Genomic DNA, 25,692 nt, shown 5'->3' with positions numbered 1-25,692 from the left:
AAAAATAAAAGAGAGTATTATGGAGCTTGCAACAGTTCGCCACGATTGGACCCATAGCGAGGTTAAAGCCTTATTTGAAATGCCGTTTAACGATCTGCTTTTTAAAGCCGCGACCGTACACCGTGCTAATTTTAATCCTAATCAGGTGCAAATTTCTACTTTACTATCAATAAAAACAGGTGCTTGCCCTGAAGATTGTAAATATTGCCCGCAGTCGGGTCATTATAAAACCGACCTAGAACGAGAGCGCCTGCTAGAAGTAGAAAAAGTAGTAGAGCAAGCACGCCTTGCAAAACAAAAGGGTGCAACCCGTTTTTGTATGGGCGCTGCGTGGTCAGATCCTAAAGACCGTGATATGCCGTACATTTCAAAAATGGTTAAAGAAGTAAAAGAGCTTGGCCTTGAAACCTGTATGACCCTAGGTAAGCTTACCAATGAAAAAGCCCATGCATTGAGTGATGCAGGGCTTGACTACTATAATCATAATTTAGATACCTCACCTGAATACTACGAACAAATTATATCTACCCGTACCTTTGCAGACAGACTAAACACTATTGATCATGTGCGTGATGCCGGTATGAAAGTTTGTTCTGGCGGTATTGTCGGTATGGGTGAGCAACCCAGCGATCGTTATGGGTTATTAATGCAATTGGCTAATTTACCGCAGCAACCAGAAAGCGTCCCTATTAATATGCTAGTAAAAGTAAAAGGGACACCGCTTGAAAACGTAGACGACTTAGATCAGTTTGAGTTTATTCGTACTATTGCCACCGCGCGTATTATGATGCCGCATAGCTATGTACGTTTATCGGCAGGGCGCAGCGCAATGAATGAGCAAATGCAATCGATGTGTTTTTTTGCCGGTGCTAATTCCATTTTTTATGGTGATAAACTCCTGACTACCGAAAACCCAGAAGCAGATGCCGATATGCAATTAATTAAAAAGCTGGGTATGAACCCTGAAACGGCGGAAGACTATTCAGATGAAGCCGTTGCTGCGTCGTTATCCTCTAAAGTGGCCGATAAAGCCAGTTCAGAATTGTTTTATCCTGCTTAATATTGTGTATTGCTATGTCATTTGATTTTATAAATAGCCATTTACAAGCGCGCCAGCAAAGCGCGCTTAACCGCAAGCGTTATGTTATTGAGCAAGCCAGTGCGCGTGAAATTATAGTTGATAATAAACGCTATCTTAACTTTGCCAGTAACGACTACCTAGGCTTTGCCGATGAACCCACTTTGCTTGATGGCATGCAGAGCCTAGGAAGTCATAGCTCTGCTTTAGTAACAGGCTATCAAGGTGCGCAGCAACAGCTCGAAAAATACTTATGTGCTCAGTTGGGCTATAAAAATGCCATGCTGTTTAATTCGGGCTTTAGTGCTAATAGCAGTGTTATAAAAGCGCTATTTCAAGATAAAGCCATTGCTCAGCAAAGTGCGATTTTTCAGGATAAACTTAATCATGCGAGCTTAATCGACGGTGCACTGCATGCAAACGCGGCACTTGTACGCTTTAACCATAACGACATGAATCATTTACGTTCACGGCTCGAAAAGTCCAATGCTAAGTATAAATTGATCGTGAGTGAGGGTGTATTCTCGATGGATGGCGACCAAGCACCTTTAATTGAGTTACTGAGTTTAGCTAAAGCACATAACGCCTGGTTAATGATAGACGATGCGCATGGCTTTGGCGTACTGGGTAAATCGGGTTTGGGGAGCTGTGAGCCACTTATAGCGGCAGAGAATTTGCCAGATATTTTAGTGATCACCTTTGGTAAAACGGTGGCAAGTAGCGGGGCGTGTGTATTAGGTTCGAGTGAATTTATTGATTACATGCTGCAGTTTAACCGCGATTACACTTATTCGACCGCAATGTCGCCTTTTATTGCTTCGCATACATTATCAAGAATTAAAACCATACGTGATGCTAACGACAAGCGAGCAAAATTAAACGCCAATATTGCTTTATTTAAACGTTTAGCCAATGAGCACAAAATTGCCTTAATGGATTCGACCACTGCCATTCAACCCTTAGTTTTAGGGTGTGCCGAACAGACTTTAAAAGCCTGTGAGCAGCTCAAACAACAGGGGATTTGGCTAACCGCTATTCGTCCGCCCACGGTGCAGCATAATACCTCAAGGCTACGCGTTATTTTAACCGCCGCCCATACCGAGCAAGATATTACAACATTGGTAAATTGTTTAAAAAAGGCCATTGCATGATAAGCGCACACGCTGCAAATACGAACTCGCGTATAAAGTCACCGTTAGCTTGTTTAGCTGTTAATAGTTTAAAGCAGGTAACGCAACGCAAGTTTTCAACGGCGGCAAGCCAATATGTAGCCCACGCACATGTGCAAAAACAAGCCGCAATTGATTTAATTAAACTCATTAAGCTTGATGTGAGCACAAAGCACAAACACTGTGTTGATTTAGGCGCGGGGCCGTTAGTGAATACCGAAGAGTTACAAGGAATATATAAACAGGTAATTGCCATGGATTTAAGCCTTACCATGCTTAAAAATAGTGCAGTAAACGCCCCGCGTATTTGCGCCGACATGGATAACTTACCATTTCAACAAAATAGTATTGATGTGGTATTTAGTAATTTTGCGATGCAGTGGTCGGCTAATTTTGAAATGCTAATGTATTCATTACATTCAGCTTTAAAGCCTGGCGGGCAGGCGTACATAAGTATGGTGGTTGAAGGCTCACTACATGAAATAAAAACGGCGTTTGCCACGCTCGATTCGCATAGCCACATTAATAACTTTTTAAGTAGCGATAATATAAACCAATCGGTCAAAAGGGCTGGGTTTATTATTAATAACGCGACAGAGGTTATTTATACCGATGAGTTTACCAGCCCCCTTAAAGCGATTAGTTCAATTAAAGCCATTGGTGCAACGTCGAAAAATAAAGCAAGCCAACGCCCTGGTCTATTAACTAAATCGGCGCTACAAAAAGTATGTGCGGCGTATCCGCTTATAAACAACCAAGCCCATGTATCTTACCATGTGGTATTGTTATCATTAGAAAAAGCAAAAATTTAAAGGTAAGGCAATGCAGCAATTTTTTATTACCGGTACCGATACCGACGCTGGTAAAACCCACGTAACTAGTTTGCTATTAAAATTACTCGCCCAACATAAGCAGCGTGCAATAGGTTTTAAACCGATTGCATCAGGGTGTGAACTTGCGTTTGAACAGCTTGTGAATGCCGATGCCTTAATGCTAATGGAAAGCGCAACTGTGAGTGCTAAATACGACATAATTAATCCGTTTGCTTTTGAGCCCGCCATAGCTCCGCACATTGCAGCAGAGCAAGTGGGAGTAACCCTAAGCGTTGAAAAGCTACGTACCGCTTATAAAAATGTGAAGCAACAAGGTGCAGACTACCTGCTAACAGAAGGTGCGGGCGGCTGGGCATTGCCAATTAATAATAACGAATATTTATACGACTGGGTAAAAGCAGAGCAACTACCGGTAATATTAGTGGTAGGGATGAAACTAGGCTGTATTAATCATGCATTACTCACTGCAGCACATATGCAAAGTATGGGTGTTAATTGCATTGGCTGGATTGCTAACCAAGTTGATTTCACCATGGATGAATACCAAGCAAATCTAGATTCGCTTAAAACACGTTTACCATTCCCGTTGCTTGCTATAAGCCCCTATACCGAGCAAACCCCTAAATTACAAATTTATAAAACCCTGCTTACTGCACTTGCTATAAATGCCTAAACTATACTGCTTTGTAATTTTATAAATATACAAAGCAGTTTATATATTAAATACACCGGTTTAATAAATATGTTTAGCGCCTTGAAATACACACCTTGTATGCATATATAACGCTAATTACACAGTGCTATTGTTACTAAGGAAATAACAAATACCATGACCCACCCATTTATTAAGAACTACGCTTATAGTACGCAGGTTAAGGCCGAATCAGATCTAGCAAAAAGTGCTCTGCCTAAAACCCATGTAGGTATTTTAGGTGGGGGAACTGCAGGGGCAACAATTGCGATTCGCCTTGCGGCATTGGGCATAAAAACGACTATATTTGAGAAAAAAAAGTCACTTATTGACGGCCCTCCTATGTGTCATCTGCACGCCGGTGGTAATTTATACCGTGAAATTCCAGATCAAGACTGTATAGATTTACTTAAACAATGTATTGATATTTTACGACTATATCCTTACAGCATAGATGTACGCCCAACTGTATTTGCTGTGCCAACGCGTGATGATGATTCACCGGATGATTTACTGCCAAGGTTAGACAAGCTTACTAACGCATATAAAGACTTAATTGAACAAGATCATAATAATAAAGTTCTTGGCGAGCCTGATAATTACTATCAGCTTTATAGCCATGAGCAAATGATAACCTTGAGTAAAAAAGAGCAGGTTACTGAGCCTAAAACGCTAGATGAGTGGATGATCCCCGTTGCTAAGCATTTAAACTTAAACAAAGTAAAATACCCACTTATTGTTGTTCAAGAATACGGTTGGAATATATTTAGATTATCAGCAAGTGCACAGCTTGCGCTTGCCCAGTACGAACACGCTAACGTGCTTACCAGCACAGAGGTAAAGCAAGTCAGCAAAGTTGAGCAAAGTAGTGCTAAAAATCAAATGCCAAAATGGAAAATTGAATATCAAAACAACCAAAGCAACAAGACCCAAACAGCAGAAGTAGATTACCTTATAAACGCCTGTGGCTTTCAAACCGGTATTGTTGATGACATGGTAGGCGTAAAGCCCAAGCGTATGGTCGAATTTAAAGCCTCATACATTGCACACTGGCAAGGCGCTGGCGGGAAAATACCCGAAATTATTATTTATGGTAACCGAGGCACACCCGAGGGCATGGCACAATTAACGCCGTACACTAATGGCTATTATCAAATTCATGGTATGACTAACTCAATTACCTTGTTTAACGATGGCCTAGCAGATACAGTCGAGCAAACGGCACAGCCACAACTGCCTACTAAGTACTTGAATTATATAAATAATGGTTGGGATCGGCAGGTGCTAAAAGCACGTGGTCAAAAAGCGATTGATTATGTGGCTGAGTTTGTACCAGCATTTAAAAACGCTAATACGCAAAACAATGCCTTGTTTGGCGGCCAACAGATCCCAGGCGAAGACGACACCTTGCGCGTTGCAGACGTAAGCTTATATTCGCATATTAGCTACGCACGAGCCGAAAATGTAAAAGCGTCATCAACTTTGATCGCTGCTGACGAAATAGTAGCTGAATTTATAAAGCTTGGTTTAATTTGCACAGAACACGACAGTAATAACCACCTTAAGCATCACCAATGGGCCTACCTTAAGAACAGTTGTAATGAAGATATAAGTAAAATTGCACAAGTACTTGCAAAAGAGCGAGGCTTCCCCACAGATATGGCAAATGTGAATCACGGTATATATAAAAGCGTATAGTATAAAAATAAAATAACGTATTGAATTATATTGTTTTTATAAGTGCATTTTTACTGTTAAACAGAAAAAACCTAAAAAGCTTAACTTAATTAAATATATATAAAACTTTAAAAATATCCCTTGCGTTATGACATAGTTTGTCACAAAATAGCGTTGACGTTATGACATAGTGTGTCATGACGCAGTAATTGCTATGGCCGATCAACAAAAAGAAATCGCTCAGCAATAAATGTTATTTTTGGAGACCATGTATGAAACGTGTATTTTTGTTTTTATTAACTAACCTCGCGGTTATGTTGGTATTAGGTGTTGTGCTTTCAATCATAATGAGTGCGCTGGGCTTAAGCCATCGTAGCCTGGGTGGTATTTTATTAATAGCTGCTGTATTTGGTTTTGGTGGGTCATTTATTTCTTTGTATATGTCGAAATGGATGGCGAAAAAATCAACCGGTGCGCAGGTTATTACAAAACCAAGTAACGAAACCGAGCAGTGGTTAATGAACACGGTTGCCGCGCAAGCTAAAAAAGCCGGTATTAATATGCCTGAAGTGGCTATTTACGACAGCCCAGAAATGAACGCTTTTGCAACCGGCCCGAGTAAAAATAACTCGCTGGTGGCGGTAAGCACGGGTTTATTACATAACATGAGCCAAGATCAAGCCGAAGCTGTGCTTGCGCACGAAGTATCGCATGTGGCTAATGGCGACATGGTAACGCTAACGCTTATTCAAGGTGTCGTTAATACCTTTGTTATTTTTGCCGCAAAAGTGTTGGCGGGCATTGTAGATAATTTTATAAATAGCGATGAAGAAGAGGGCGGCAGCAGCTGGACTTACTTCTTATTCGATATGTTATTCCAAGTATTATTTGGTGTACTAGCAAGTGTGGTGGTTGCCCATTACAGCCGCAAACGTGAATTTGCAGCCGACAACGGTGCAGCTCAGTTAGTAGGCGCAGACAAAATGCGTTCAGCCCTTGAGCGATTAAAGCAAAACCACCCATCGCAATTAGAAGGCTCAATGATGGCCTTTGGTATCGCAAGTGGTAAAGGCATGGCTGAGTTGTTTTCATCTCACCCACCGCTTGATGCACGTATAGATGCACTACGACGTTAAAAAATTCAAGTTTTTCACAGTACTTGTAAACAAAAAGCCTGCATTTGCAGGCTTTTTTATGTTTAATAGGTTTTATTGCGATTGAATAATGTCTGTAATGCCCTCTGGCGAAAGTATTTCAATCCAGTAACCATCAGGGTCTTTAATAAAGGCAAGACCCTTCATTGAGCCGCCATCTGGCTGTTTTACAAACTCCACATCGTACTTAGCAAAGCGCTCACAGGCAGCGTATACATCGGGCACGCTTATACCAATATGGCCAAATCCTTTTGGTTCTTCATTACCACTGTGATAACCGCTAAAGCTGTCGTCGTTTTCAGTACCCCAGTTATGGGTAAGTTCAATCAGCGCAGGGCGGCGAAACACCCATTGAGTTTTTTCTTTATCATCGCCTTTAGGCATATCTTGCTCATAGCCTAAAAAGTACAAAGTAAACTCCATACCAGGAAAGTCGTACTTTCCTAACAGCTTCATACCCAATACATTTTCATAAAATGCCAGCGACGGTTTTGGATCTTTAATACGCAACATGGTTTGCTGCATCACATAACCCTCAGTGGCCTGTGCAATTTGCTCTGGAGATTCGTTATAGCTAGACATGAAATAATCCTTAATAAAATGACTGAAAAACCTTAATGGATTTAAAAAGGCAGGGAATACGCACATCATAATCAACAGCAGCAAAAATTAAAACCACCTAGCTAAATTACCAGCCAGTGAGCTGAATGTTTTATAAGCGAAAAATGGCATATTTAGCGATACTGTTTGTTTATACAGTAGTGGTGTTTTGTCTAATATTACTGATCTCCACCATTTTGGGGTATCTCTTCATTTATGAAGTATGAGCTGTAGTTAACTAGTTGTTTACAGGTGTTTATTTGAGGGCTAAGATAAATGCAATGTAATATACGGACATTTGTCGGTTTATAAAACGACAAATGTCGTAGACAAAGTTGTTAGGTGCTAAATCAATTTAGCAGCCAATTATTATTTTGGAGTAGTAATGGAAGACGAAAAACTAAAAATAACTTGCCCTTTATGCAGGGAAAAACACGAGTACTCTATAAATGTAGATAGGTCTTTTGTTCTCTATCAAATGACGTCAGATATGGGTACATCTTTGCGAGAAATAAAGCAATTTAAACGAGCTTTTGTTTGCCCTGATAAGAAAACTAAATTTCAAGCTGTCATCAAAATGGAATATGGGTTTGGTGAAATAATCAATGATGTAATAGTTAGAGAAAGTGTGGTTAATTAATGGCAAGTTTTGAAGTAGAAGACGTAAAACCTATTACTCCACACACTGAAGCTATTTTGAACGCTGGAAGTCGATTATTAAGCGAATCAATAGAAACAGGTCGTGAATTTTGTAAATCTATGATTAGCTTTTCAATTGCTGCTATTCCAGCATATATTGGCTTACTCAAGTTATTCATACCTAAAGATACGTTAATATCTAGTATTGTAAGCCCAATTTGGCTACTTCCTATTTTATTATTTATTCTATCCGCATCTATATTCGTTTTTGGGTACTTACCTGTAAGAAAACTTGTTTCTCTAGAGCTTCCCGATGCCATTGAAAATGCTATAGAAAAACAAATAAATAGACGGTTTTGGCTGGGTGTAATTGGCTTTGTGCTTTTATGCGTAGGTATTGCATCAGGAGTCGGAGTTATAGCTTGTTTATAGGTAATCATAAATAGCACCTAACAAGTCGTTTAAAAGGACAATGCTCCTCACCCGTTTTAGTGGACACCTCCTCATTACTTTGAGGAGGCTAAAATGCCTAGATATACCCAACCTAGAAAGACATGGTTTTACCCAGTTAATTTTAAAATCAAAGCAGTCGAACTAAGCTTACGAGACGATGTCATGTCAAAGGACGTTGCCGAGGCGCTAAATATTCATCCGTTAATGCTGAGTCGTTGGCGAAAAGAGTATCGAGAAGGTAAGTTTAAAAACGTACCGCGCTATCAAAGCAACAATGAAACAATGAGTAAATTCCCAACAAAAAAAGAGCTGGATAACATTCAAAAGCTTAAGAAAGAAAATGAGCGTCTTAAGCAGGAGAATGACCTGCTAAAAAAGTGGCAACGGTATCTGGCGGAAGTACATCAGAACGATTTGGATTCATCCAAAAATTCGGACAAGCCTTAGGTGTAAAATACTTGTGTTCTTGGCTTAATGTTTCGCGTAGTGGGTTTTATGCTTGGCGTGACAGAACAGTGTCAGCTAGAGCGCTGTCAGATGCTAATATGTTGTTGAAGATAAAGCACGTTTTCAATGTAAATCATCAAACCTATGGTAGCCCACGCGTATTTCATGCGCTAAAAAAAGAAGGTATAAACACAAGCCAAAAACGTGTTGCCCGCTTAATGCGAGAAAACGGTTTAAGAGCCAGAGCCCTTAAGACTTACAGCAAACCGGCGAAGGTGAAGTTCTTTTATAAAGAGATAGAAAACAAACGCAAAGATAGTGAAAAGGCCACGGGGATCAATCAGCAATGGTCTGGCGATATTACGTATTTAAAAGTCGGCGCTCGTTGGCATTACCTTGCTGTGGTTATCGACTTATATTCACGTCGAGTAATCGGCTGGGCGTTTGGTAAAAACAAAACAACAGACCTTACGTTAAAGGCGCTAAGGCTTGCGATAAAGAAACGACAGCCAACAGAGAGTGTATTATTTCACACTGACCGAGGCGCAGAATACCGTGCTCACGTTGTACAAAAGTATTTGGCTAGCAAAAACATCAAAGCCAGTATGAATAGGCCTGGGTGCTGTACTGACAACGCAGAAGTCGAGTCGTTCTTTCATTCGCTTAAAGCAGATTTAATTCGAGGAAATAAATTTGAGAGCAGCGGTAAACTATTATCAAAATTAAAGGTTTACCTAAATTATTTTTACAATAGACAGAGATTGCATTCGAGTTTAGGATATAAATCACCTGCCGAGTTTGAATTGGCAGTTAATTGAAACGTGGACGGTGTCCACTTTATCGGGTGAAGATCACAAAAAACAGTTGGCTTTTGCTCCTTCGTCGCTAATTTTAGCCAACTATTTTATTGCCTCTTAACGAGGCGTTGGTATGACTCCCACTGTCAAGTTAAGCACACTGATCCTTGCCTAACTTTTTAAGCCATAATTACTTTAGCTCGAATTAGAGCGAGTTAATACATAGGATGAAGCAAGTAATGTCGTCGGTTATCTTGCTGATATTCGTTGGTTATTACTATTTCTAGTAACAGAGCAGACCTTACTTATTTCGTCGTGGCACCTGTCTTCAGTCTATGTTCGTGGTTCAATGCAGCGTTAGCTGCATTGCCATCCTAACGCCGTCGGTGGTTGTGCCACACCCGATGCTTGATCCCATGCATTAACTCTAATTCGTTTATCATGCGGGTACTCTTGCCAATCTCAGTTTTGTATTCACTGGCGTAAGCACCACTTCTTTAGCAATGGCCCATATGTACGCAATCATTTCTCGGGCAATTGCAGTGACAACAAGGTTGTAGTGTTTCCCTTTGGCTATCATTTTTTTATATCGCTTGCAGAGCCTAAGCTGTGCTTTCCACGCAATATCAATAATGTCCTTTGGTAAACCTTCTTGTCGTTTTTGCATATCTGTGGATATATTTGCTGCATAGCGATAAGTATGTGCACCTTCCACAAGAAGGCGCCTTGCTCGGCCGTTCCCGCATTTTGTGATGGCGCCAATATGGCGTTTGCCACCACTCGAGTGTTCACTGGGTACAAGACCGAGGTAACTCATTAATTTGCGGGGATGGTCGAATCGCGATAAATCGCCAAGCTCAGCCACAACGCCAGTGGCGACCAACAAACGAACACCACGCATAGCTTGTATTGCTTTTACTACAGGGTAATATCGCCATTGATGGACGTGATGTGTTAGCTCATTGTCTAGCCGTTCAAGTCGGCTTATTCGTTCATTAATCGTGTGAAAAAACTCTTGTAAAACGATGTGCTGCGCGGGATGTGGCAACACAAGCTCAGTGAGCCAACGTAAATGCTTTTGTGACCAATTTGCAGTGCCTTTGTAATTAATATTATTACGAAGCAGCAGTGCTTTTAATTGATATTTAGCATCTTTTAAATCTTTCATGGCTACTTCGCGTGCGCGAGATAAATCACGTACAGCTTCATCTTCAGGCTCGGGAACATAAATAGGTGTTAAATCTTCAGATTTAAGTAATTTAGTGAGCTTAAGGGCATCACGTTTATCGGTTTTAATCTTCTCGCCTGGTTTTTTAGGAATAAGAGACGGGGCAACCACATAACAGCAATGGCCAAGGCTGGTAATCAATCGATAAATCCAATAACCACAGGGACCTGCTTCATAAACAAAGTGTAGCGTTGCGCCAGGGTATTTAGATTCGAACTGACGAACAAGCTTTTGAACGGCCACTTTTGAAGAGGGAATTTGGCCAAGATGAACAGGTTGAGCGCCTCTATGTTCTTCAATATAGGCGACTTCATTGAATTCTTTATGTGTATCAAGACCGATAAAAAGTATGCTATGTTTATTCATGTTAGCCTCTGCTGTATAGTTATTTGACAAACTAATTATGGCTCTGGCTTTGAATTAAGCTAACCCACGAAAAGCGGAGGCTAACACCGTGTGGGAGTCATTATGTCTATATGCCATAGAAGAGTCTCACTATGAATCTAGACGATATTGAATTGGTTGCACCAGGGGTTTCTGATTTATCACAAAATGAACATGAGGCATTGCAGCGTTTTACTTTGTTATGGTCTTTATTTGAAGCACAAAAATTAGATGAAAGAGCTTCCGTTAGAAAAATATCAGAAAAAATAGATCTTTTAGATGTAGAGCTAGATTGGTTTAAAGAGCAATTAGATTATTTTAAGAATCGCTATATCGATGAGGGTAATTCAAATCATCACTATGATAATTTGCACTTACGGCCTAACGATAATCCTAAAAGAGTCCTATCTGTACTTAAAGGTGAAAATTCTGATGCAAAAGATCAATTAATAACGTGTCTAACAATTGTGTACAGGTTTAGAAATAACTTTTTCCATGGCGTCAAATGGGCATATGGAATAAAAGGTCAGCTAAATAACTTTACTCATGCAGCAACCTTGCTTAAAAACTGCTTGGTTAAGTTATAAAACGGCATATAACAAGCTAATTAATAAGGACAAAAAACAGTTGGCTGTTTTCGTTCCTCAACATTTTAGCCAACAATTTTTTGCCCATTATTAGGGCGTTATACCTTTCGGAGGTTTAGGTGAAAGTTGAATTCAAAGAAGAAAATAATAACCTAACCATTTCTGAAGATGGGGTTGAATTACTAACAATTGAAAAGCAAGATAAAGATTCATCTGTATTAGCGTACTATTCTGAAGATTTTACTGATGAACTTGCAGTCAAGGTTTTACATTGTGACGCAACTGAAATTCCTATGGGGCTCCAGTTTTTTTCTAGTTACACTAATAATGATTTCGAAATCATAAATTGGGTTGATATACAACGTGATGGTGAACCTGTCGAAATCGAGTTATCAATAACATTTGACTGGGAAAAATGGGATAAACCTATTGTCATAGGCAAGTTCTTGGAACTATACAGCACTGAATTGGAAGCTTTTGGGTTTAAAACTAGGATACTTAAAGAAACCACGGACGCTTGGGCATCGGTAAATGTTATTATCTATATCGAAGCAGGTTGCTTAATAGACTATGTAATATCTAGCAGTCGCAAAGCTAAAGATATTTATGAGCAATTGCTCATAAATATAATAAAAAATGATGCGCAAAGCTCGTTCGTTAAAATATTTAATTTTCCAAAAGAGTATGAAGTAATCTGTAGCCAATATATCCTTTGGTTTGGTGAGCTACTTAACACATTAAATATAAACGCAAATGTGACTACTGAAATTAAAGAAGGTAAAACATCAATAATTGTATCTCCAACTGATGCTCCTGAATTATTAGAGGAAATTGAAAGGCTCTTTTATCAGTACCTTGCTCTTCCATACTCTGAGTACTTACCTTGTGAAACGGATACTACTTCGCATATTGATGAAGCTACATTTCAGCTTTTAGCCAATCAAGTAGAGAACTTTAAATTACAAATTCAAATGAAAGAGTCAATGATTCAATTTAAAGACGCAACGATATCTTCCTTGGCGTTTGAGAACCAGAAAAAAGATAATGAATTATTGTTATTAAAAAGTATTAAAAACCAAGATGAATTGAAAGTTCTCAATGGTGCAATTAGTGTAGGAGAGCTTAAATGGGGCGCGGTGAGAATAAACTTTAAAAAAATCGCAGATATTTTCACTAAAAAGGTATAACAAGGCCATTAAGAACGGACACGTAACAGCTTGCTCGGTTCCGCTTTGCTTCACATTTTAGCAAGCTATTACATAGCCGCTTATGGCGGCGTTAGGGTTTCTTAGGAGGATGGCCTTGAATTCAGATGACACGTCAAAGAAATTGCTGGAGGGATTGGGCTTTAGTGTCACGAAAATTCCAGAAAACAATGACAGGAAAGAAGCAGATTTCTTGGCTAAATTTGGTGGCGATAATTTTCTAATTGAGGCTAAAGTAAAATCAGACTCAGAGAGTGAAATAAATAAGAAGGAGGATACTCTTTCAAGGGGCGACGTGTTTATATCAGAAGCTTCGCTAGGAAGGGATGAAACAATTTCTACAATAATTAGACATGCTTCTAAACAGCTCAGGTCATCCTCAAGCTTTCATGATCATAATTATAAATTGATTTTTATATTTTGCGTTGATATCAACACAAAGACAAAATCAGATAAAGTCATCGACACGTTGTATGGAAGAACCCAAATTATTGAAATGAACAAGCCCAACCCTGTTCTAAAACCATGCTATTTTTTTAGGCATGCAGATCTATACCGAAGAAAAGATGATATTGACGGTGTTGTTATTGGCTACGAAGATCTGCAAGGTAATGCTAATTTTCAGCTTTGCCTGAACACCTACTCAGATAACTACAGCAAAATTAAGGGCAGTTTACTTGTAAGTGAATTTGGCGCTGCGTTAGTAGATCCTATTAGTGAAGAAGAAAATCAGAAAGCCTATATTCCAGACATTAATATTCCACGTTCAAAGCCGAATGAGAGTTACTTGACACCGCTTTATAACCCCATGCTTCATCACCTTAAAGAAAAGTACGGGACGGAATTACTGATGAACGTAGACTTCGATTCTCCTGAATTTTCAATTAGAGGCTGCGGAGATTAACCTTAACAAGTCAATCAACTACGCGCCTTTGGCGCCGGACAGCCTACATAACCAAAGGGGTCAAATCTTGACTTCAGACATCAAATTCATGCGGCAATCTTACAAGCTGCTTTAAAATAAAATGCTGGTGGCTCACTAGCTAATTAATCTCTAAGTTAAATTTAAAGTAAAAGGAAGTTTTTATGAAAAGTATTTGGGGTTAGTATGCAAAAAAAAGAAGACTCTAAAAAAGATGACAAATAGATATCATGTTCAAGCTAATTAATAAGAGCGTTAGGTTTTGAAGGAAGATTATGGACATGAAATTTATTTAGATATTGTTACTATTTTTAAGTTTTAATGCACTTGCAAATAGTGACGCTAAGCCTATTAAACTGATTTAGAAAACTAAATTAAACTGATTCGGAATAGGCTGGATTTCGTCGAGCAAATGGATTCAGCAAGCAATTCAGATATAAAAGGCTTAGAAAAAGCAGCCAAAGATAATGCACTCACTTTGATTCTATTTGCTTTCTTTTCTACATGGTGGGCTAAATCAATCGGTAGAAGTGCATTAGGCTGGTTCCAGTATTTCAGTAATCGCTTTTTGTGCTTGGCAGCGCCGAGCAAACATCAACTACTGCAAGAACTACTCGCATAGAGTCTAATTTATCTAATAATTACTTTAACTACATAGAGCGGGTATTTCTGTGCGTGAGATTTAAGTTTTACAACGATATTTACTTAGTTAAGGCTGAAACTTGTTTTAATAGTCATGAGAAGCCTACTCCCGAGCTGATTAGTAAACTATGTGACACAATTTTAATATATTAATTATGGGTGTCACTTTATGTTTTTGTTTAAAACATCATGTGCTAAATTTATTACAGCTATATTTACAGGGAAGATAAAATGACAAAGCGATTACGTTTTTTATTACCATCAGTATTATTTTGTTTTGGAACAAGCGCGCTAGCAGCTGAGCCGGTTTTATATTACGGCGGAGATATCCTCACTATGGAAGGAGAAAAGCCGCATTATGAGGAAGCTTTAGTTGAGTCAGAAGGGCGGATTGTTTACCTTGGCAGCTTAGCGAAGGCCAGAGAAAAGTTTGACAATCTACAAAACAAAGACCTTCAAGGGAGAACACTTTTACCTGGTTTTTTGGATGCCCATAGCCATATGTACAATACGGGTTTAATTGCGCAATTGGCAAATTTATTACCTCCTCCCGATGGCCCCGGTGCAAATTTTAATAGTTTAGTGACAACAACTAAAAAGTGGATGGAGTCTGCTGAAGGGAAATTCATTATCGGAAAATTTGGTTGGGTGTTAGCTAATGGGTATGACGATTCGCAGCTTAGCGAAAAACAACATCCAACTAAAGATGTTCTAGATAAAATTTCGTCTAAATACCCAGTGCTTATAATGCATCAATCGGGTCATCTAGCAAGTGTCAATTCAAAAGCTCTAGAAGTGGGTGGCTACACAAAGGATACCAAAGACCCCAAAGGCGGTGTAATTAGGCGCTTGGCCGACAATAGTCCTAATGGCGTGCTTGAAGAAGCGGCTTTTTTTAATCTATTATTGCCTATTGTTGCCACTAAATCTGATGCTGAAGTACAGCAAAGGTCCATTGAGCTTGCTCAGCTGGAGTATGCTAAAAATGGATATTTAACAGCTCAAGATGGCCGCACCACAGCGGATGCGACTGCGGCATTAGAAAGAGCAGCTCGTGAAAAATCGCTATTCATTGATGTTGTTTCATACCCTGACATTGTTTGGAATAAGTCAGCTGTTAAACCCGAATTTTATAATTCAGATCGCAGTTATGTTAATCGATACCGAATAGGGGGTGTTAAATTAACTTTAGATGGTTCACCACAAGGAAAAACGGCTTGGTTATCATCACATTATCATACGCCGCCTGAGGGTAAACCGCTGGACTATAAAGGTTATCCTATCATGAGTGATGAGGTGGCCATTAAACATATAAACACGGCGTTTAAAAACAAATGGCAGATTATTGCTCACACCAATGGTGATGCAGCGATTGACCAATATATTAAAGCTATTAAAGTGGCTAAAAAAAGTTATGGGTATGATGATCACCGTAGCGTGATGATTCACGGCCAGACTTTACGTAAAGATCAAATCCCGGATTTAGTCGATTTAGGGATCCTCCCATCGTTGTTTCCTATGCACACTTTTTACTGGGGCGATTGGCATGTAGAGTCTGTTTTGGGGCACCCAAGGGCAGATTATATTTCGCCATCACGAGATGTAGTTGAGGCTGGTTTAACGGTTACTTCTCACCATGATGCCCCTGTGACATTTCCAAACTCAATGCGAGTGCTCGATGCAACGGTTAATCGTATTACGCGTTCGGGTAAAGTATTGGGGCCGGATCAACGTTTAACGCCTTATGAAGGGTTAAAAACATTAACGCAATGGGCTGCTATTCAATACTTTGAAGAAACAAGTAAAGGTACGCTAGCTGAGGGAAAGCTCGCGGATTTCGTCATTTTAAGTAACAACCCTTTAAAAGTGGAACCACTTACTATTAAGGATATAAAAATAGTGCAAAGCATTAAAGAAGGTCATGTTGTATATTCAAATTGATATTCAACATGAAACAATTTTAACGCTTAACTATACGACTGCTTTAGTCGCCGTCGTATTAAACCTCAGCCTTGAGGTGCAACAGTGAAGTTTGAGATTTAATGAATATTAACCAAAGGGATCAAATCTTGACTTCAGACATCAAATTCATGCGGCAATCTTATAAGCTGTTTTTGAAATAAAATGCTGGTGGCTCACTAGCTAACTAATCTCTAAGTTAAATTAAGGAAAAGAAAGTTTTTATGAAAGGCATTAATTGTAAAAGGAATTAAACGTATTTGGTTCATGCTAGTTGTGTGCCCAATGTTAATTATTTTAGGTGTAGCTACCTTTGCACCGTTATTAGGGGAGTATATGTATTATTTGCAATGCTTAAAAAGTAAAACACTGACGGATTAACATTTAATATCCGCCAATGTTTACACTTTATTTAAAGGAGTACATCAATTTGTGATAGTCAGGCTTAACCTTTTCTACGGTTAAGACTTATCAAACATATCGCTAAAAGTAATGTTGCAATCATACCAGAGGCACCTGCAACACCTGATGGCAGAAATCCATCACGTCCAAAAGTAATTAAAATGGCATTGGCTAACATTGCAACCACGCCTACAAAAGCTGTAAGCCCTCCTAATGCTTTACCGCCTCTGGCTATATAAGACAGTCCAAAAACAAGTGCCGCTAATCCTAATAATACTTTGGCTGCGTAGTAAATCATGAATGACAAAGCAACCACGCCATTAATTAAAGGTTGTGCTCCTTCTACTGAGCCTGCAACTTTGCCAAATGTTGAAAATAACGTAAGGCCAATACTCACTTGAACTATGTTAAGTACCGCGCTAAACGTAATAGCCGACCATCCTAGTTGAGCGTTTTTTGCTTGCACCATAGCTGAGCCTGCAAAAGCAACGAGCAAAGTAAATACCAGAGCTTCTAGTCCCCAAGCAAACTGCCTTGAAAAGCTAATTTCAGCACTGTAAAGGGCTGAAAAAATAGCCTGTGATATAGCCAATACCAACAATAAAGATGCTGAAATTAGGATGGTGCGTTTATTCGTAAACTCCATTATATACCTCTTATAATTTTATATTTAACGCTTTAAAAAGATGCAGTAGCTTTGAAAATACAAAACATATGAAACTTTATATAACTAGCGTTCACTCTTGGGCCTGTTTATCTTTAAAGGTTAAATTTGCAACAGTCTATTTGATCTTTTAGCAAGGCCTATGTGGTGTGGTTATTCCCCATAAATTGGCGATAACCTAGTATAAATACCAAACAAGCGTTGCCCGAAGGGGTCTTCCTCTGGGAAATTTATTCATTGTTACTCGGTTTATACTTAGCCCACTAGGTTACAATCTCACACCGCGATTAAATCCCCCTTAGATTGAACAAATTTTAAGTCTGAAAGATCAACAGGTCCTCAAGATACAAGACAGGTGAAACTATTTAATTATTTCACTTAAGTTGAAATAAATTAGACACCTGAACTTGTTAAATAAACAGAACTAATAGTGCGAGAGGAAAAACGGGGGCTTTATTAACTTCATTTTTTAGATGGAAAATAAAGAGGTTGCCTAACTGACTGTTTAGCTTTTGGAAAGGTGAGATATACGGATACACAGTTTTTTATACATAGGTTATAAAAGAACCAATAGAATAGTAATTAACTATAGCTATGACTTACAAAACTAAATGTAAGGCATAAACCCAGTTTTATACTGCCATAGCGATTTAACGAAAATTTATAAAACTTCTAACGGTTAATTTTTTGTAAATATTTGTACCTTTTTTGTTTACTTTTTAATTTCATATGCTAATTTTTAAATGCTCGGTTGAGCGAATAATAATCAAATTTAAGGATTAAAAATGAAAAACATACTAAAAACACTATTTATTTGTGGTGCTGCGCTTACAGCTAACTCTGCTTTTGCAACTGATCTAGTTTGCGATGTATATCCAAATGGTTCAGGTGGAAACTCGATGAACGGAAGATCAAACTGCTTTACCATAGATTTTAGTTTTGGTAACCAAACAACAGGGAAGTACTATTTACAGAATATTTCAAAACCGATTAACAAAGTTATTTGGCAAGGCGATGCATCTTGCACAGGCGGTACATCGTGTAATATGACTGTAAGAGCTTACAGAAGCTATAGTGCATCTGCTTTAATTTTGTATAAAGATGGGACCTATGAAACGACAAATACGTCTCGTATGAGCTATGAAACAGGCCATTAGTAATCATCGCTTATAATAGAAGAACAATATAGATCAGTATTTATTGTGAGAATGCATGTAGCGGCTTATTTTAGTCGCTATTTTTTTGGATAGCGTGTTAAACATATACAGATAAGGAGATACGATGAGACTGGCAATGTTGATGTCGTTTATGTTTTTTTTAATTAGTTGTTCGAGCTTAGCGACCAATAGCAAAGAATTAAGTAAATCTAAGCAAACTGAAGAGTTTATTACTCTTGTCAGTCATGCCAAAACCTATGACCTGTCTCATAATTGGGATGAAAATTCCCCAATAGCGTCCGTTAACCCAAAATACTCAATGGCACTTAATGCAACCCATGCTGATACACGTGGTACATTTGGTGATAACAATCAGCTCTCATTCACCTCCGAAATAATGCAATGGAGTGGTCACCATGGAGGTCCAACTATTGATGCGTTAGGTCATATTGGTCGAGATGGTTTACTGTATGGTGGAGTAGATGCGGCGCAAGCGACCAATGATCGTAGAGGAATAGGACGCAGTGGTGTAGGGAGTGACTTAGGAATTGATCATTATCCTGTAAACTTATTGAGTAACCGAACGGTATTACTTGATGTGGCTCGCTTTATTAACGGTGACGATACCCCATTGGCTGCAGATTTTGACATAACAGCGTCACATTTAAAAAGAACAGCAAAATCGCAAGGTGTAAAAATTAAAAAAGGCGATACTGTGTTTATTAGAACGGGGTGGGGGCAATATTTTGCTAATAACCCACTGCAATATATTGCAGAACATGCTGCAGGCGTTGGTGTAAGTGGTGCACAGTTTTTAATAAAGGCTGGTGCAAGTGTTGTGGGTAATGACACCCTTACTTTTGAAAAACGCCCACCTATTGCTACAGAACCCTCATTTCAGGTTTTTCCGGTACATATGATGTTATTAGCAGATAACGGTATTTACATAATAGAAAACTTGTTCCTTGAGGAGCTAGCTAAAGAAAAAGTCTATGAGTTTATTGCCATTGTGCCGCCGCTTAAAATACGTGGTGGCACTGGCTCGGCATTACGCGTATTTGCACTTACAAGTAACTTATAGTTGAATAAAGAGTAAGGTTAATAGTGGCTACTGTTTTTATATACAGTGGTATCGTTTTTTGAAATAAGAAACATACACAAAGAGTATTTTTCTTTATCATGATAAAAGTACTGGCTGTAAAATTAACAATACTTATATGGACGACTCAAGGATGAACAAAGGAATATTAAAATCGTGGAATGACGATAAAGGCTTTGGCTTTATTAAATCAAGCACACTGCAACACGATACCTTTATACACATATCGTCGCTCAAACATATGAGTCGTAAACCTAAAGTGGGTGACATTATCTATTTTGAGGTTGCGACTGAGCCTAACGGTAAAACTAAAGCTGTAAATTGCCGTATTGAGGGCGTACTAGCACAACCACACATAAAAGCTTTAACAAGGCCGGTTAGATTAAGCAAAACCTCAGGTAAGAACTCACCTTTAATGAAACTCATAACGTTTGGTATTATTGTTAGTATTGGCTTTAGCGTGTATAAAACCGGTTTTTTAAATACCAAGCAAACACCTGTAGTGACTAACGCTAATTTAGAGTCATTTATGCCCGCTAGTTCAAACTCACTTACTAAAACACAGCAAGCATTTCGCTGTGATGGCCGCCAACATTGTAGCCAAATGACCTCGTATGCAGAGGCATTATTTTTTATTCAACATTGCCCAAATACTAAAATGGACGGTGATAAAGACGGAGAGCCCTGTGAACGGCAGTTTGGGAATAGGTAGTTTTTATATTGAGGTTATTAATAAACTAAAAATTAGTTTTGGGCCCTTAGGGGGAATACAATTTTTAGTAATACAGTTATAAATAGCTGGTGGATTTAAAGCCATTTATCAAGGAAGTTGTTATGTTTAAAGTAATAATTGGATGTGCTGTTATATTTTCGTTTGTTTGTATGTTACTCGCTGCGGCACCTTTTACGCCTGCAATATCAGGTTCATTTATTATGCTGTTGTTTGCAGGGGCTATAGGTTACAAGGGCTATCTGCAATCAAGCTTAATACTGCTGTTAATTAATACGCTTGCAGTTATTGGCAGCCCAGCTACAGATATAGACAACACCCAAACATTACTGTTTTTACCAATATTATTTTTAATCTCATTTGGTGGTGTTTTATTAGGCGTAAGAAAGTTAACGAAATTGTAAAAGAAGATGCCGAAGGGATATATGATTATATTATGGAGCAGGTTAATAAATTATGAGTGATAGAGAAATTTGGGTCGCTATATTAATTATGTCATCTATTATTTCTGGGATCCTTTATGTGGTTTTTGGCCAAATGACCGTACGTAAATTAAGAAAAAACCCTAAAACAAAAGATATACTCGGTCTAGAGGTTATTAGTGGTTGGGATATTATAAATGTTGCTCAAGCATTCTCCTTGCCAAGGCGTTGGTTACTTAAAATTGAAAAAAGTAAGTTTTCTTTTATGTATGCGCACTCTTCGTTGTTATTTGAAAATACAACCAAATTCGATAGATTTCTTGGATGTATCTTTTATTGGTTATTAACACTTTCGGGTCTATTTGGCGCTTTACTCGTTGTACTTAACTTATTTGGCGTTTTTAGTTAATTGGTGTAAATATTGAATTGGCTAGTTATGTGACTAGCCAATTCAATTATCAACTTTATTACTACAAAAATGATTTAGCTTTACTCATTAAAGCGCTTCAAAAATGGCTGCTATGCCTTGCCCGCCACCAATACACATTGTGACTAGCCCATATTTGCCTTGAGTTCGTTTGAGTTCGTACAAGCATTTAGTTGATAAAATTGCACCCGTTGCGCCAACAGGGTGGCCTAAGGCAATTGCACCACCATTCGGGTTTACCTTATGGGCAGGGAAATTTAACTCGTTAGCAACGCACAGTGCTTGTACTGCAAAGGCCTCGTTAGACTCAATCACATCCATATCGTCGATGGTTAAGTCGGTTTTTTCAAATACCTGTTGTACTGCAGGAATAGGGCCGATACCCATTAAAGTAGGATCAACGCCTGCTCTGGCATAACCCACTAAACGAGCGAGCGGTTTTAAGCCTTGCTCATTTGCTTTTTGCTCTGACATAAGTACCAACATGGCTGCACCATCGTTTATACCTGATGAGCTTGCTGCGGTAACGGTGCCATCTTTTTTAAAGTAGGGCTTTAAAGATGCAAGTTTATCGGCTGTGGTATCGGCGCGAACATGTTCGTCGGTGTCAAAAATATGCGTCCCTTTTCGCGACTTGATTTCTATTGGCACAATCTGCTGTTTAAAATGACCTGCAGCAATGGCTTTTGCAGCTTTATGATGGCTTTTTGCTGCGTACTCGTCTTGCTGCTGACGGCTAATTGAATATTTTTCTGCAATGTTTTCAGCTGTTATTCCCATCGGGTTATTATCCCATGGGTCTTGTAAGGTCGTGGTGAGCTCATCAACCATAGTGCTATTACCCATTTTTTGCCCCCAGCGGTTACTTTCGAGGGTGTAGGCAGAGCTACTCATGCTTTCTGCTCCGCCAGCAAGGGCTGCATCTACATCACCTAATTGAATTTGTTGTGCCGCTTGTATGATTGCTTCAAGCCCAGAACCACATAAACGATTAAGCGTTACAGCGTGGCTGCTTATAGGTAAACCCGCATCTAGCCCAATGATTCTTGAAAGGTATGCGTCTTTAGAGCCGTTATGAATTACTTTACCAACTACAGTTGAGCCAACTTGGTTGGGTGATAGCTTGGCTCTGGCTAGTGCTTCTTTCGCACATAGAGTGCCTAGCTCGGCGGGCGTGAAATGTTTAAGGCTGCCACCAAAGCTGCCGATAGCGGTACGCACTGCGCTTAATATAACTACGCTATTGTTATTAAGTTTTGTCATTGTTTTCTCTTATTATTTTTATGTTTATAACCACTTTGTGCTGAGCTTGTGTTGAGTAGAGCCAAAGAGATTAATAGTTTTATTAATGCATCAAAGCATAATTTTTAAATAAACTAAAGGCGAGGTTGTTTAAGCTGTATGTGTTATTTAATAAAGTGATGAGTAAAATAGGTGTGTGGCAATGATACTTTTAGTTTTAATGTATGAAATAGGGCTCTCAGTATGAAAGCCCTTGGGGGTTATAAATCAATCATTTCAATATTAACAACTACATTTTTAAAACCAGCATCTTCAAACTCTTTTTTTAACTTTTCTGCACTTGAGTAATCACTAGCTGAAACACTTCGTTTACTTCTTTGGTTAGTAACAAGTGGGGTTTCATCACCAAAATAAACGCTACCAGCAAATTGGCTTTGTGCATAAAAGTGACCTGTTAGGGTTGTTTTCTTAGGTCTTAAAACATGGCTTAAATAGTATTGCATTGTTGATAAGCTTGTTTGTTGTATCATCCAAGGCCAATCCCATTTTTTATTCTCACCTGGTATGTAACGGTGTTCCCATTGATATTCAATGCTCTTATCTTGACCTGCCCAGCGGCCAATCACAAAATTAGCGGTGTCATTAGGTCTGTTTTCTGGGTGGCTTAATAAAGCATTGCCTCCCCACCGCATAAAGCCATTTATAGATAGATCGTAGGTAATATCAGCATCGAATGAATAAGGATACGATATTGATGATTTAAACAAATCGACCTTTGCATTAAGCTTCGTGAATGCTGGCACATTGGTTCTTGCTTGTACCACAACTCGCTCAGCTTCAGAGCCGCCATTACTTGTTCCCCATGCTTGCTCTGCTGCTATTGTGACAGATAACGAAGTGTCTGAGCCACCAGTAACAGAGGGAGACTTCCATGTATTAGATAATGTAACAGACTCAGAAATACTGTAATCATTGGTTTTAGACCAGTTGGTTGCCGCATCGTATTCAATGGTAACGACTGACATTTGAGCTGCTGACGTGTCATTCACTGCAGGGACTGTTAGCGTTTTAATGAGTTCTTTGTCAGCAGCAACAATATCACCAGTTATTTTATATGATTCGTTATCCATCACATATTCAAAGTTAGATACAGTAATAGCTGACTTTTCATCACATCGGTAACCATCACAACTTCCACCATTGTAACCTTGTATTTTCCATCCTGAGCCCGTTTTGGACACCTCCATGTCCTCACCAACATAGCTTGAGCGATTTCCACCAACCCACGCAAATCCCATTGTATGGGCAAGGTATGAAAGGGGTTTTATAAAACCCTCTTTTTGATTTACTAAGTCCCATTCAATTTGGCTTTGACTGCCAGGCGATACTTTTACGGGGCTTAAAGTAGGAATTTCATTAATGGGATCGGTAGGGTAGCACCAAGAATTTGCAGCAGTCCCTTGTTTGATTTCACCTGCGTAACCAGAGCCCATAATGACCCAGCCGTTAGCCAATCCCGTTATTTGCCACTTCCCCATTTTGTTTACAAGGTCGTTTCTGTAAGTTTGCGATTCAGCTTTTGTAATTAATCTATTATCAGCTGAGCATACTCCTGCACCTAAGCTTTCATTTTTAAGTTGATCTGGATAAATTGCAGTTGTATTAGCATTTACAAAACTTGTGTGTGACAACAGCAATAGAGGTATTATTTTTTTCATTAAGTTACATCCTTTAAAATCATATTTTAATTAGGCCCTAATTAAATAATCTAATTTTGGACCGATTTTGATTCTAAAGAACTCGCTATATTTTTATAGAGTGTTAAATGAAAGTTGATTTTTCAAAAATATTAGTTGCTTAAATATTACAAAAAATCATTAAGGCAATAGTGCTGTTGTAGCTACATTTTTATCCCCTTGAGAGAGTACTCTAAAAAATCGATTAGATAGCGTGTACTTTTTGGGATTAGTTTATCAGGCCATATTAGGTTTACATCTCGCTTAACGGGTGTGTACTGTGTTAATACTTCAACCAAGCTTTCATCTTTTATATAAGGTAATAAACAATATTTTGGGCCATAATAAACACCTCTTCCTTCAATAGCAGCTAAGGCACACATTTCTATATCGTTAGAAATAAAGTTAGGTTGAGGTTTAAAAATAACCTTCTCATTTTTATTTGCTTTAAAAGACCAATTTTCGAATGGCGAGCACGATATGTGGGGGAGTTCAGCCAAATCGTTAAAATTACTTGGCATACCATATTGCTTAATTAAACTCGATGAGCAAGCTAAAACAAAGCTCATTTGGTTAATGACTTTACATATATTTTGTGAGCTATCTAATTTTCCAATTCTAATAGCTAAATCAAACTCGGTGGCTTTTAAATCAAGACGTTCATCTGATAGCATCATATGAATCTTAATATTTGGATAAAGTAGGGTGAATTGATTTATAACGCCTGAGAAGTACACGCTCTTTATAAAGTTTTGCGGCGCTATTAATTTAATTTTACTCACTTCATTTTCACTAGAGTTCTTAAAATTGCACAGCGTACTTTGTAAACCCTCTACGTGAGCTAAGCAATGGCTATAAAAGCTTTTTCCAGGCTCAGTTAATCGCAAACTTCCTTTTTCACGATAAAACAACGCTAAAGATAAGTCTTCTTCAAGTTTTTTTATTTTTCTTTGTAAGGTGGGCAAAGGAATATTTAACTTTACTGACGCTTCATTAAATGTTTTGTAATCATTTACTTTTATAAAAAGCGCGATGATATCAAGCAAGGTAAATCTCCTGTATAAATTTGAGGTATAAAATCGTATTTAGTACTTAATTATTGGTTAGATTCATAAAACTAATCATTTATTTAAAGTACCCATTAGTCCCTTTTGTGGCAACAAAAATTTTACCTTTGTATTAGAATGTTTAATAAATTATTGTGAGCGAAGGTGTACTTACTTGAGGTATTAGTAATTAAAGATTCTACAAATAGCGCGTTTTTGAAAATAAAAACTCAGTAGAAACAATCCGTAACATTTTACTATAACGTTTTAATAGACAAACAATAAGCTAGTAATTACGCTAG

General features: G+C 38.5%; 25 protein-coding genes. 19 read left to right on the top strand and 6 right to left on the bottom strand.

Annotation, left to right across the window (positions count from 1 at the left end):
- Positions 1–19: 19 nt before the first annotated feature.
- The 6 genes from bioB to htpX all read left to right on the top strand — a co-directional run bounded on the left by bioB (position 20) and on the right by htpX (position 6,584).
- A complete protein-coding gene (gene bioB / locus FHG08_RS11765) occupies positions 20–1,060 on the top strand; it encodes a biotin synthase BioB (RefSeq protein WP_010390068.1) in 1,041 nt (346 codons plus the stop codon).
- A 14-nt stretch (positions 1,061–1,074) separates the two neighbouring features.
- Positions 1,075–2,229 carry an 8-amino-7-oxononanoate synthase gene (locus tag FHG08_RS11760; protein WP_178956113.1) on the top strand — a complete coding sequence of 385 codons (1,155 nt, stop codon included), beginning with the start codon at positions 1,075–1,077 and terminating at the stop codon, positions 2,227–2,229.
- A complete protein-coding gene (locus FHG08_RS11755) occupies positions 2,226–3,059 on the top strand; it encodes a methyltransferase domain-containing protein (protein WP_178956112.1) in 834 nt (277 codons plus the stop codon). Before FHG08_RS11760 ends, FHG08_RS11755 begins: the two co-directional genes overlap by 4 nt.
- A gap of 10 nt (positions 3,060–3,069) precedes the next feature.
- Positions 3,070–3,753, top strand: a complete 684-nt coding sequence (gene bioD / locus FHG08_RS11750; RefSeq protein WP_178956111.1) for a dethiobiotin synthase — start codon at positions 3,070–3,072, stop codon at positions 3,751–3,753.
- A gap of 156 nt (positions 3,754–3,909) precedes the next feature.
- Positions 3,910–5,469, top strand: coding sequence for an FAD-dependent oxidoreductase (locus FHG08_RS11745; protein ID WP_178956110.1), 1,560 nt, complete (start codon positions 3,910–3,912; stop codon positions 5,467–5,469).
- A 251-nt stretch (positions 5,470–5,720) separates the two neighbouring features.
- Positions 5,721–6,584, top strand: coding sequence for a protease HtpX (gene htpX, locus FHG08_RS11740; protein ID WP_178956109.1), 864 nt, complete (start codon positions 5,721–5,723; stop codon positions 6,582–6,584).
- A gap of 72 nt (positions 6,585–6,656) precedes the next feature.
- Here the strand turns inward: htpX and gloA are convergent, their stop codons facing one another.
- Positions 6,657–7,184 (bottom strand): lactoylglutathione lyase, encoded by a 528-nt coding sequence (gene gloA, locus FHG08_RS11735; protein ID WP_076918687.1) that lies wholly within the window; start codon positions 7,182–7,184, stop codon positions 6,657–6,659.
- Between the two features lie 403 nt (positions 7,185–7,587).
- Between gloA and FHG08_RS11730 the strand changes: the two genes are divergently transcribed.
- The 3 genes from FHG08_RS11730 (at position 7,588) to FHG08_RS11720 (ending at position 9,559) form a co-directional block, all read left to right on the top strand.
- Positions 7,588–7,842 carry a hypothetical protein gene (locus FHG08_RS11730; RefSeq protein WP_178956108.1) on the top strand — a complete coding sequence of 85 codons (255 nt, stop codon included), beginning with the start codon at positions 7,588–7,590 and terminating at the stop codon, positions 7,840–7,842.
- Complete coding sequence (locus FHG08_RS11725; RefSeq protein ID WP_178956107.1) at positions 7,842–8,273, top strand: hypothetical protein; 432 nt, start codon at positions 7,842–7,844, stop codon at positions 8,271–8,273. The genes FHG08_RS11730 and FHG08_RS11725 overlap by 1 nt, the downstream gene beginning before the upstream one ends.
- 93 nt (positions 8,274–8,366) lie before the next feature.
- Positions 8,367–9,559, top strand: a protein-coding gene (locus tag FHG08_RS11720) for an IS3 family transposase (protein WP_178956106.1) whose coding sequence is annotated in 2 segments (ribosomal slippage) — positions 8,367–8,672 and positions 8,675–9,559 — 1,191 coding nt in all. Because the reading frame shifts where the segments join, the coding sequence is not laid out codon by codon here.
- 418 nt (positions 9,560–9,977) lie between these two features.
- Here FHG08_RS11720 and FHG08_RS11715 read toward each other — a convergent pair.
- Positions 9,978–11,132, bottom strand: coding sequence for an IS110 family transposase (locus FHG08_RS11715; protein WP_178956105.1), 1,155 nt, complete (start codon positions 11,130–11,132; stop codon positions 9,978–9,980).
- A 131-nt stretch (positions 11,133–11,263) separates the two neighbouring features.
- On the opposite strand from FHG08_RS11715, the gene FHG08_RS11710 reads away from it, so the two are divergent.
- The 5 genes from FHG08_RS11710 (at position 11,264) to FHG08_RS11690 (ending at position 16,447) form a co-directional block, all read left to right on the top strand.
- The gene (locus tag FHG08_RS11710; protein ID WP_178954436.1) at positions 11,264–11,737 is read left to right on the top strand and encodes a hypothetical protein; all 474 of its coding nucleotides are present in this window, start codon (positions 11,264–11,266) and stop codon (positions 11,735–11,737) included.
- Positions 11,738–11,856: 119 nt separating this feature from the next.
- Positions 11,857–12,924, top strand: coding sequence for a hypothetical protein (locus FHG08_RS11705; RefSeq protein ID WP_178956104.1), 1,068 nt, complete (start codon positions 11,857–11,859; stop codon positions 12,922–12,924).
- A gap of 115 nt (positions 12,925–13,039) precedes the next feature.
- Complete coding sequence (locus FHG08_RS11700; RefSeq protein ID WP_178956103.1) at positions 13,040–13,846, top strand: hypothetical protein; 807 nt, start codon at positions 13,040–13,042, stop codon at positions 13,844–13,846.
- 430 nt (positions 13,847–14,276) lie between these two features.
- Positions 14,277–14,486 (top strand): hypothetical protein, encoded by a 210-nt coding sequence (locus FHG08_RS11695; RefSeq protein WP_178956102.1) that lies wholly within the window; start codon positions 14,277–14,279, stop codon positions 14,484–14,486.
- 251 nt (positions 14,487–14,737) lie between these two features.
- Complete coding sequence (locus tag FHG08_RS11690) at positions 14,738–16,447, top strand: amidohydrolase (RefSeq protein ID WP_178956101.1); 1,710 nt, start codon at positions 14,738–14,740, stop codon at positions 16,445–16,447.
- 463 nt (positions 16,448–16,910) lie between these two features.
- Here the strand turns inward: FHG08_RS11690 and FHG08_RS11685 are convergent, their stop codons facing one another.
- A complete protein-coding gene (locus FHG08_RS11685; RefSeq protein WP_178956100.1) occupies positions 16,911–17,513 on the bottom strand; it encodes a thiamine biosynthesis protein ThiC in 603 nt (200 codons plus the stop codon).
- Positions 17,514–18,316: 803 nt separating this feature from the next.
- Between FHG08_RS11685 and FHG08_RS11680 the strand changes: the two genes are divergently transcribed.
- From FHG08_RS11680 to FHG08_RS11660, 5 genes are all read left to right on the top strand, one after another.
- Positions 18,317–18,688 carry a hypothetical protein gene (locus tag FHG08_RS11680; RefSeq protein WP_138606163.1) on the top strand — a complete coding sequence of 124 codons (372 nt, stop codon included), beginning with the start codon at positions 18,317–18,319 and terminating at the stop codon, positions 18,686–18,688.
- 124 nt (positions 18,689–18,812) lie between these two features.
- Positions 18,813–19,769 carry a cyclase family protein gene (locus tag FHG08_RS11675; protein ID WP_178956099.1) on the top strand — a complete coding sequence of 319 codons (957 nt, stop codon included), beginning with the start codon at positions 18,813–18,815 and terminating at the stop codon, positions 19,767–19,769.
- A 151-nt stretch (positions 19,770–19,920) separates the two neighbouring features.
- Positions 19,921–20,499, top strand: a complete 579-nt coding sequence (locus FHG08_RS11670; RefSeq protein WP_178956098.1) for a cold shock domain-containing protein — start codon at positions 19,921–19,923, stop codon at positions 20,497–20,499.
- A 122-nt stretch (positions 20,500–20,621) separates the two neighbouring features.
- The gene (locus FHG08_RS11665) at positions 20,622–20,921 is read left to right on the top strand and encodes a DUF6419 family natural product biosynthesis protein (protein WP_178956097.1); all 300 of its coding nucleotides are present in this window, start codon (positions 20,622–20,624) and stop codon (positions 20,919–20,921) included.
- Between the two features lie 52 nt (positions 20,922–20,973).
- Complete coding sequence (locus tag FHG08_RS11660) at positions 20,974–21,348, top strand: hypothetical protein (protein ID WP_008113868.1); 375 nt, start codon at positions 20,974–20,976, stop codon at positions 21,346–21,348.
- An 87-nt stretch (positions 21,349–21,435) separates the two neighbouring features.
- Here the strand turns inward: FHG08_RS11660 and bktB are convergent, their stop codons facing one another.
- The 3 genes from bktB to FHG08_RS11645 all read right to left on the bottom strand — a co-directional run bounded on the left by bktB (position 21,436) and on the right by FHG08_RS11645 (position 25,390).
- Complete coding sequence (gene bktB / locus FHG08_RS11655) at positions 21,436–22,629, bottom strand: beta-ketothiolase BktB (RefSeq protein WP_178956096.1); 1,194 nt, start codon at positions 22,627–22,629, stop codon at positions 21,436–21,438.
- Between the two features lie 239 nt (positions 22,630–22,868).
- The gene (locus tag FHG08_RS11650) at positions 22,869–24,326 is read right to left on the bottom strand and encodes an aerolysin family beta-barrel pore-forming toxin (RefSeq protein ID WP_178956095.1); all 1,458 of its coding nucleotides are present in this window, start codon (positions 24,324–24,326) and stop codon (positions 22,869–22,871) included.
- Positions 24,327–24,508: 182 nt separating this feature from the next.
- Positions 24,509–25,390 carry a LysR family transcriptional regulator gene (locus FHG08_RS11645; protein ID WP_138606173.1) on the bottom strand — a complete coding sequence of 294 codons (882 nt, stop codon included), beginning with the start codon at positions 25,388–25,390 and terminating at the stop codon, positions 24,509–24,511.
- Positions 25,391–25,692 lie beyond the last annotated feature (302 nt).

Origin of the sequence: Pseudoalteromonas sp. Scap03, assembly GCF_013393115.1 — a bacterium.
Taxonomy (GTDB): Bacteria; Pseudomonadota; Gammaproteobacteria; order Enterobacterales; family Alteromonadaceae; genus Pseudoalteromonas.
This window is presented reverse-complemented; position numbering and strand designations above follow the sequence as displayed.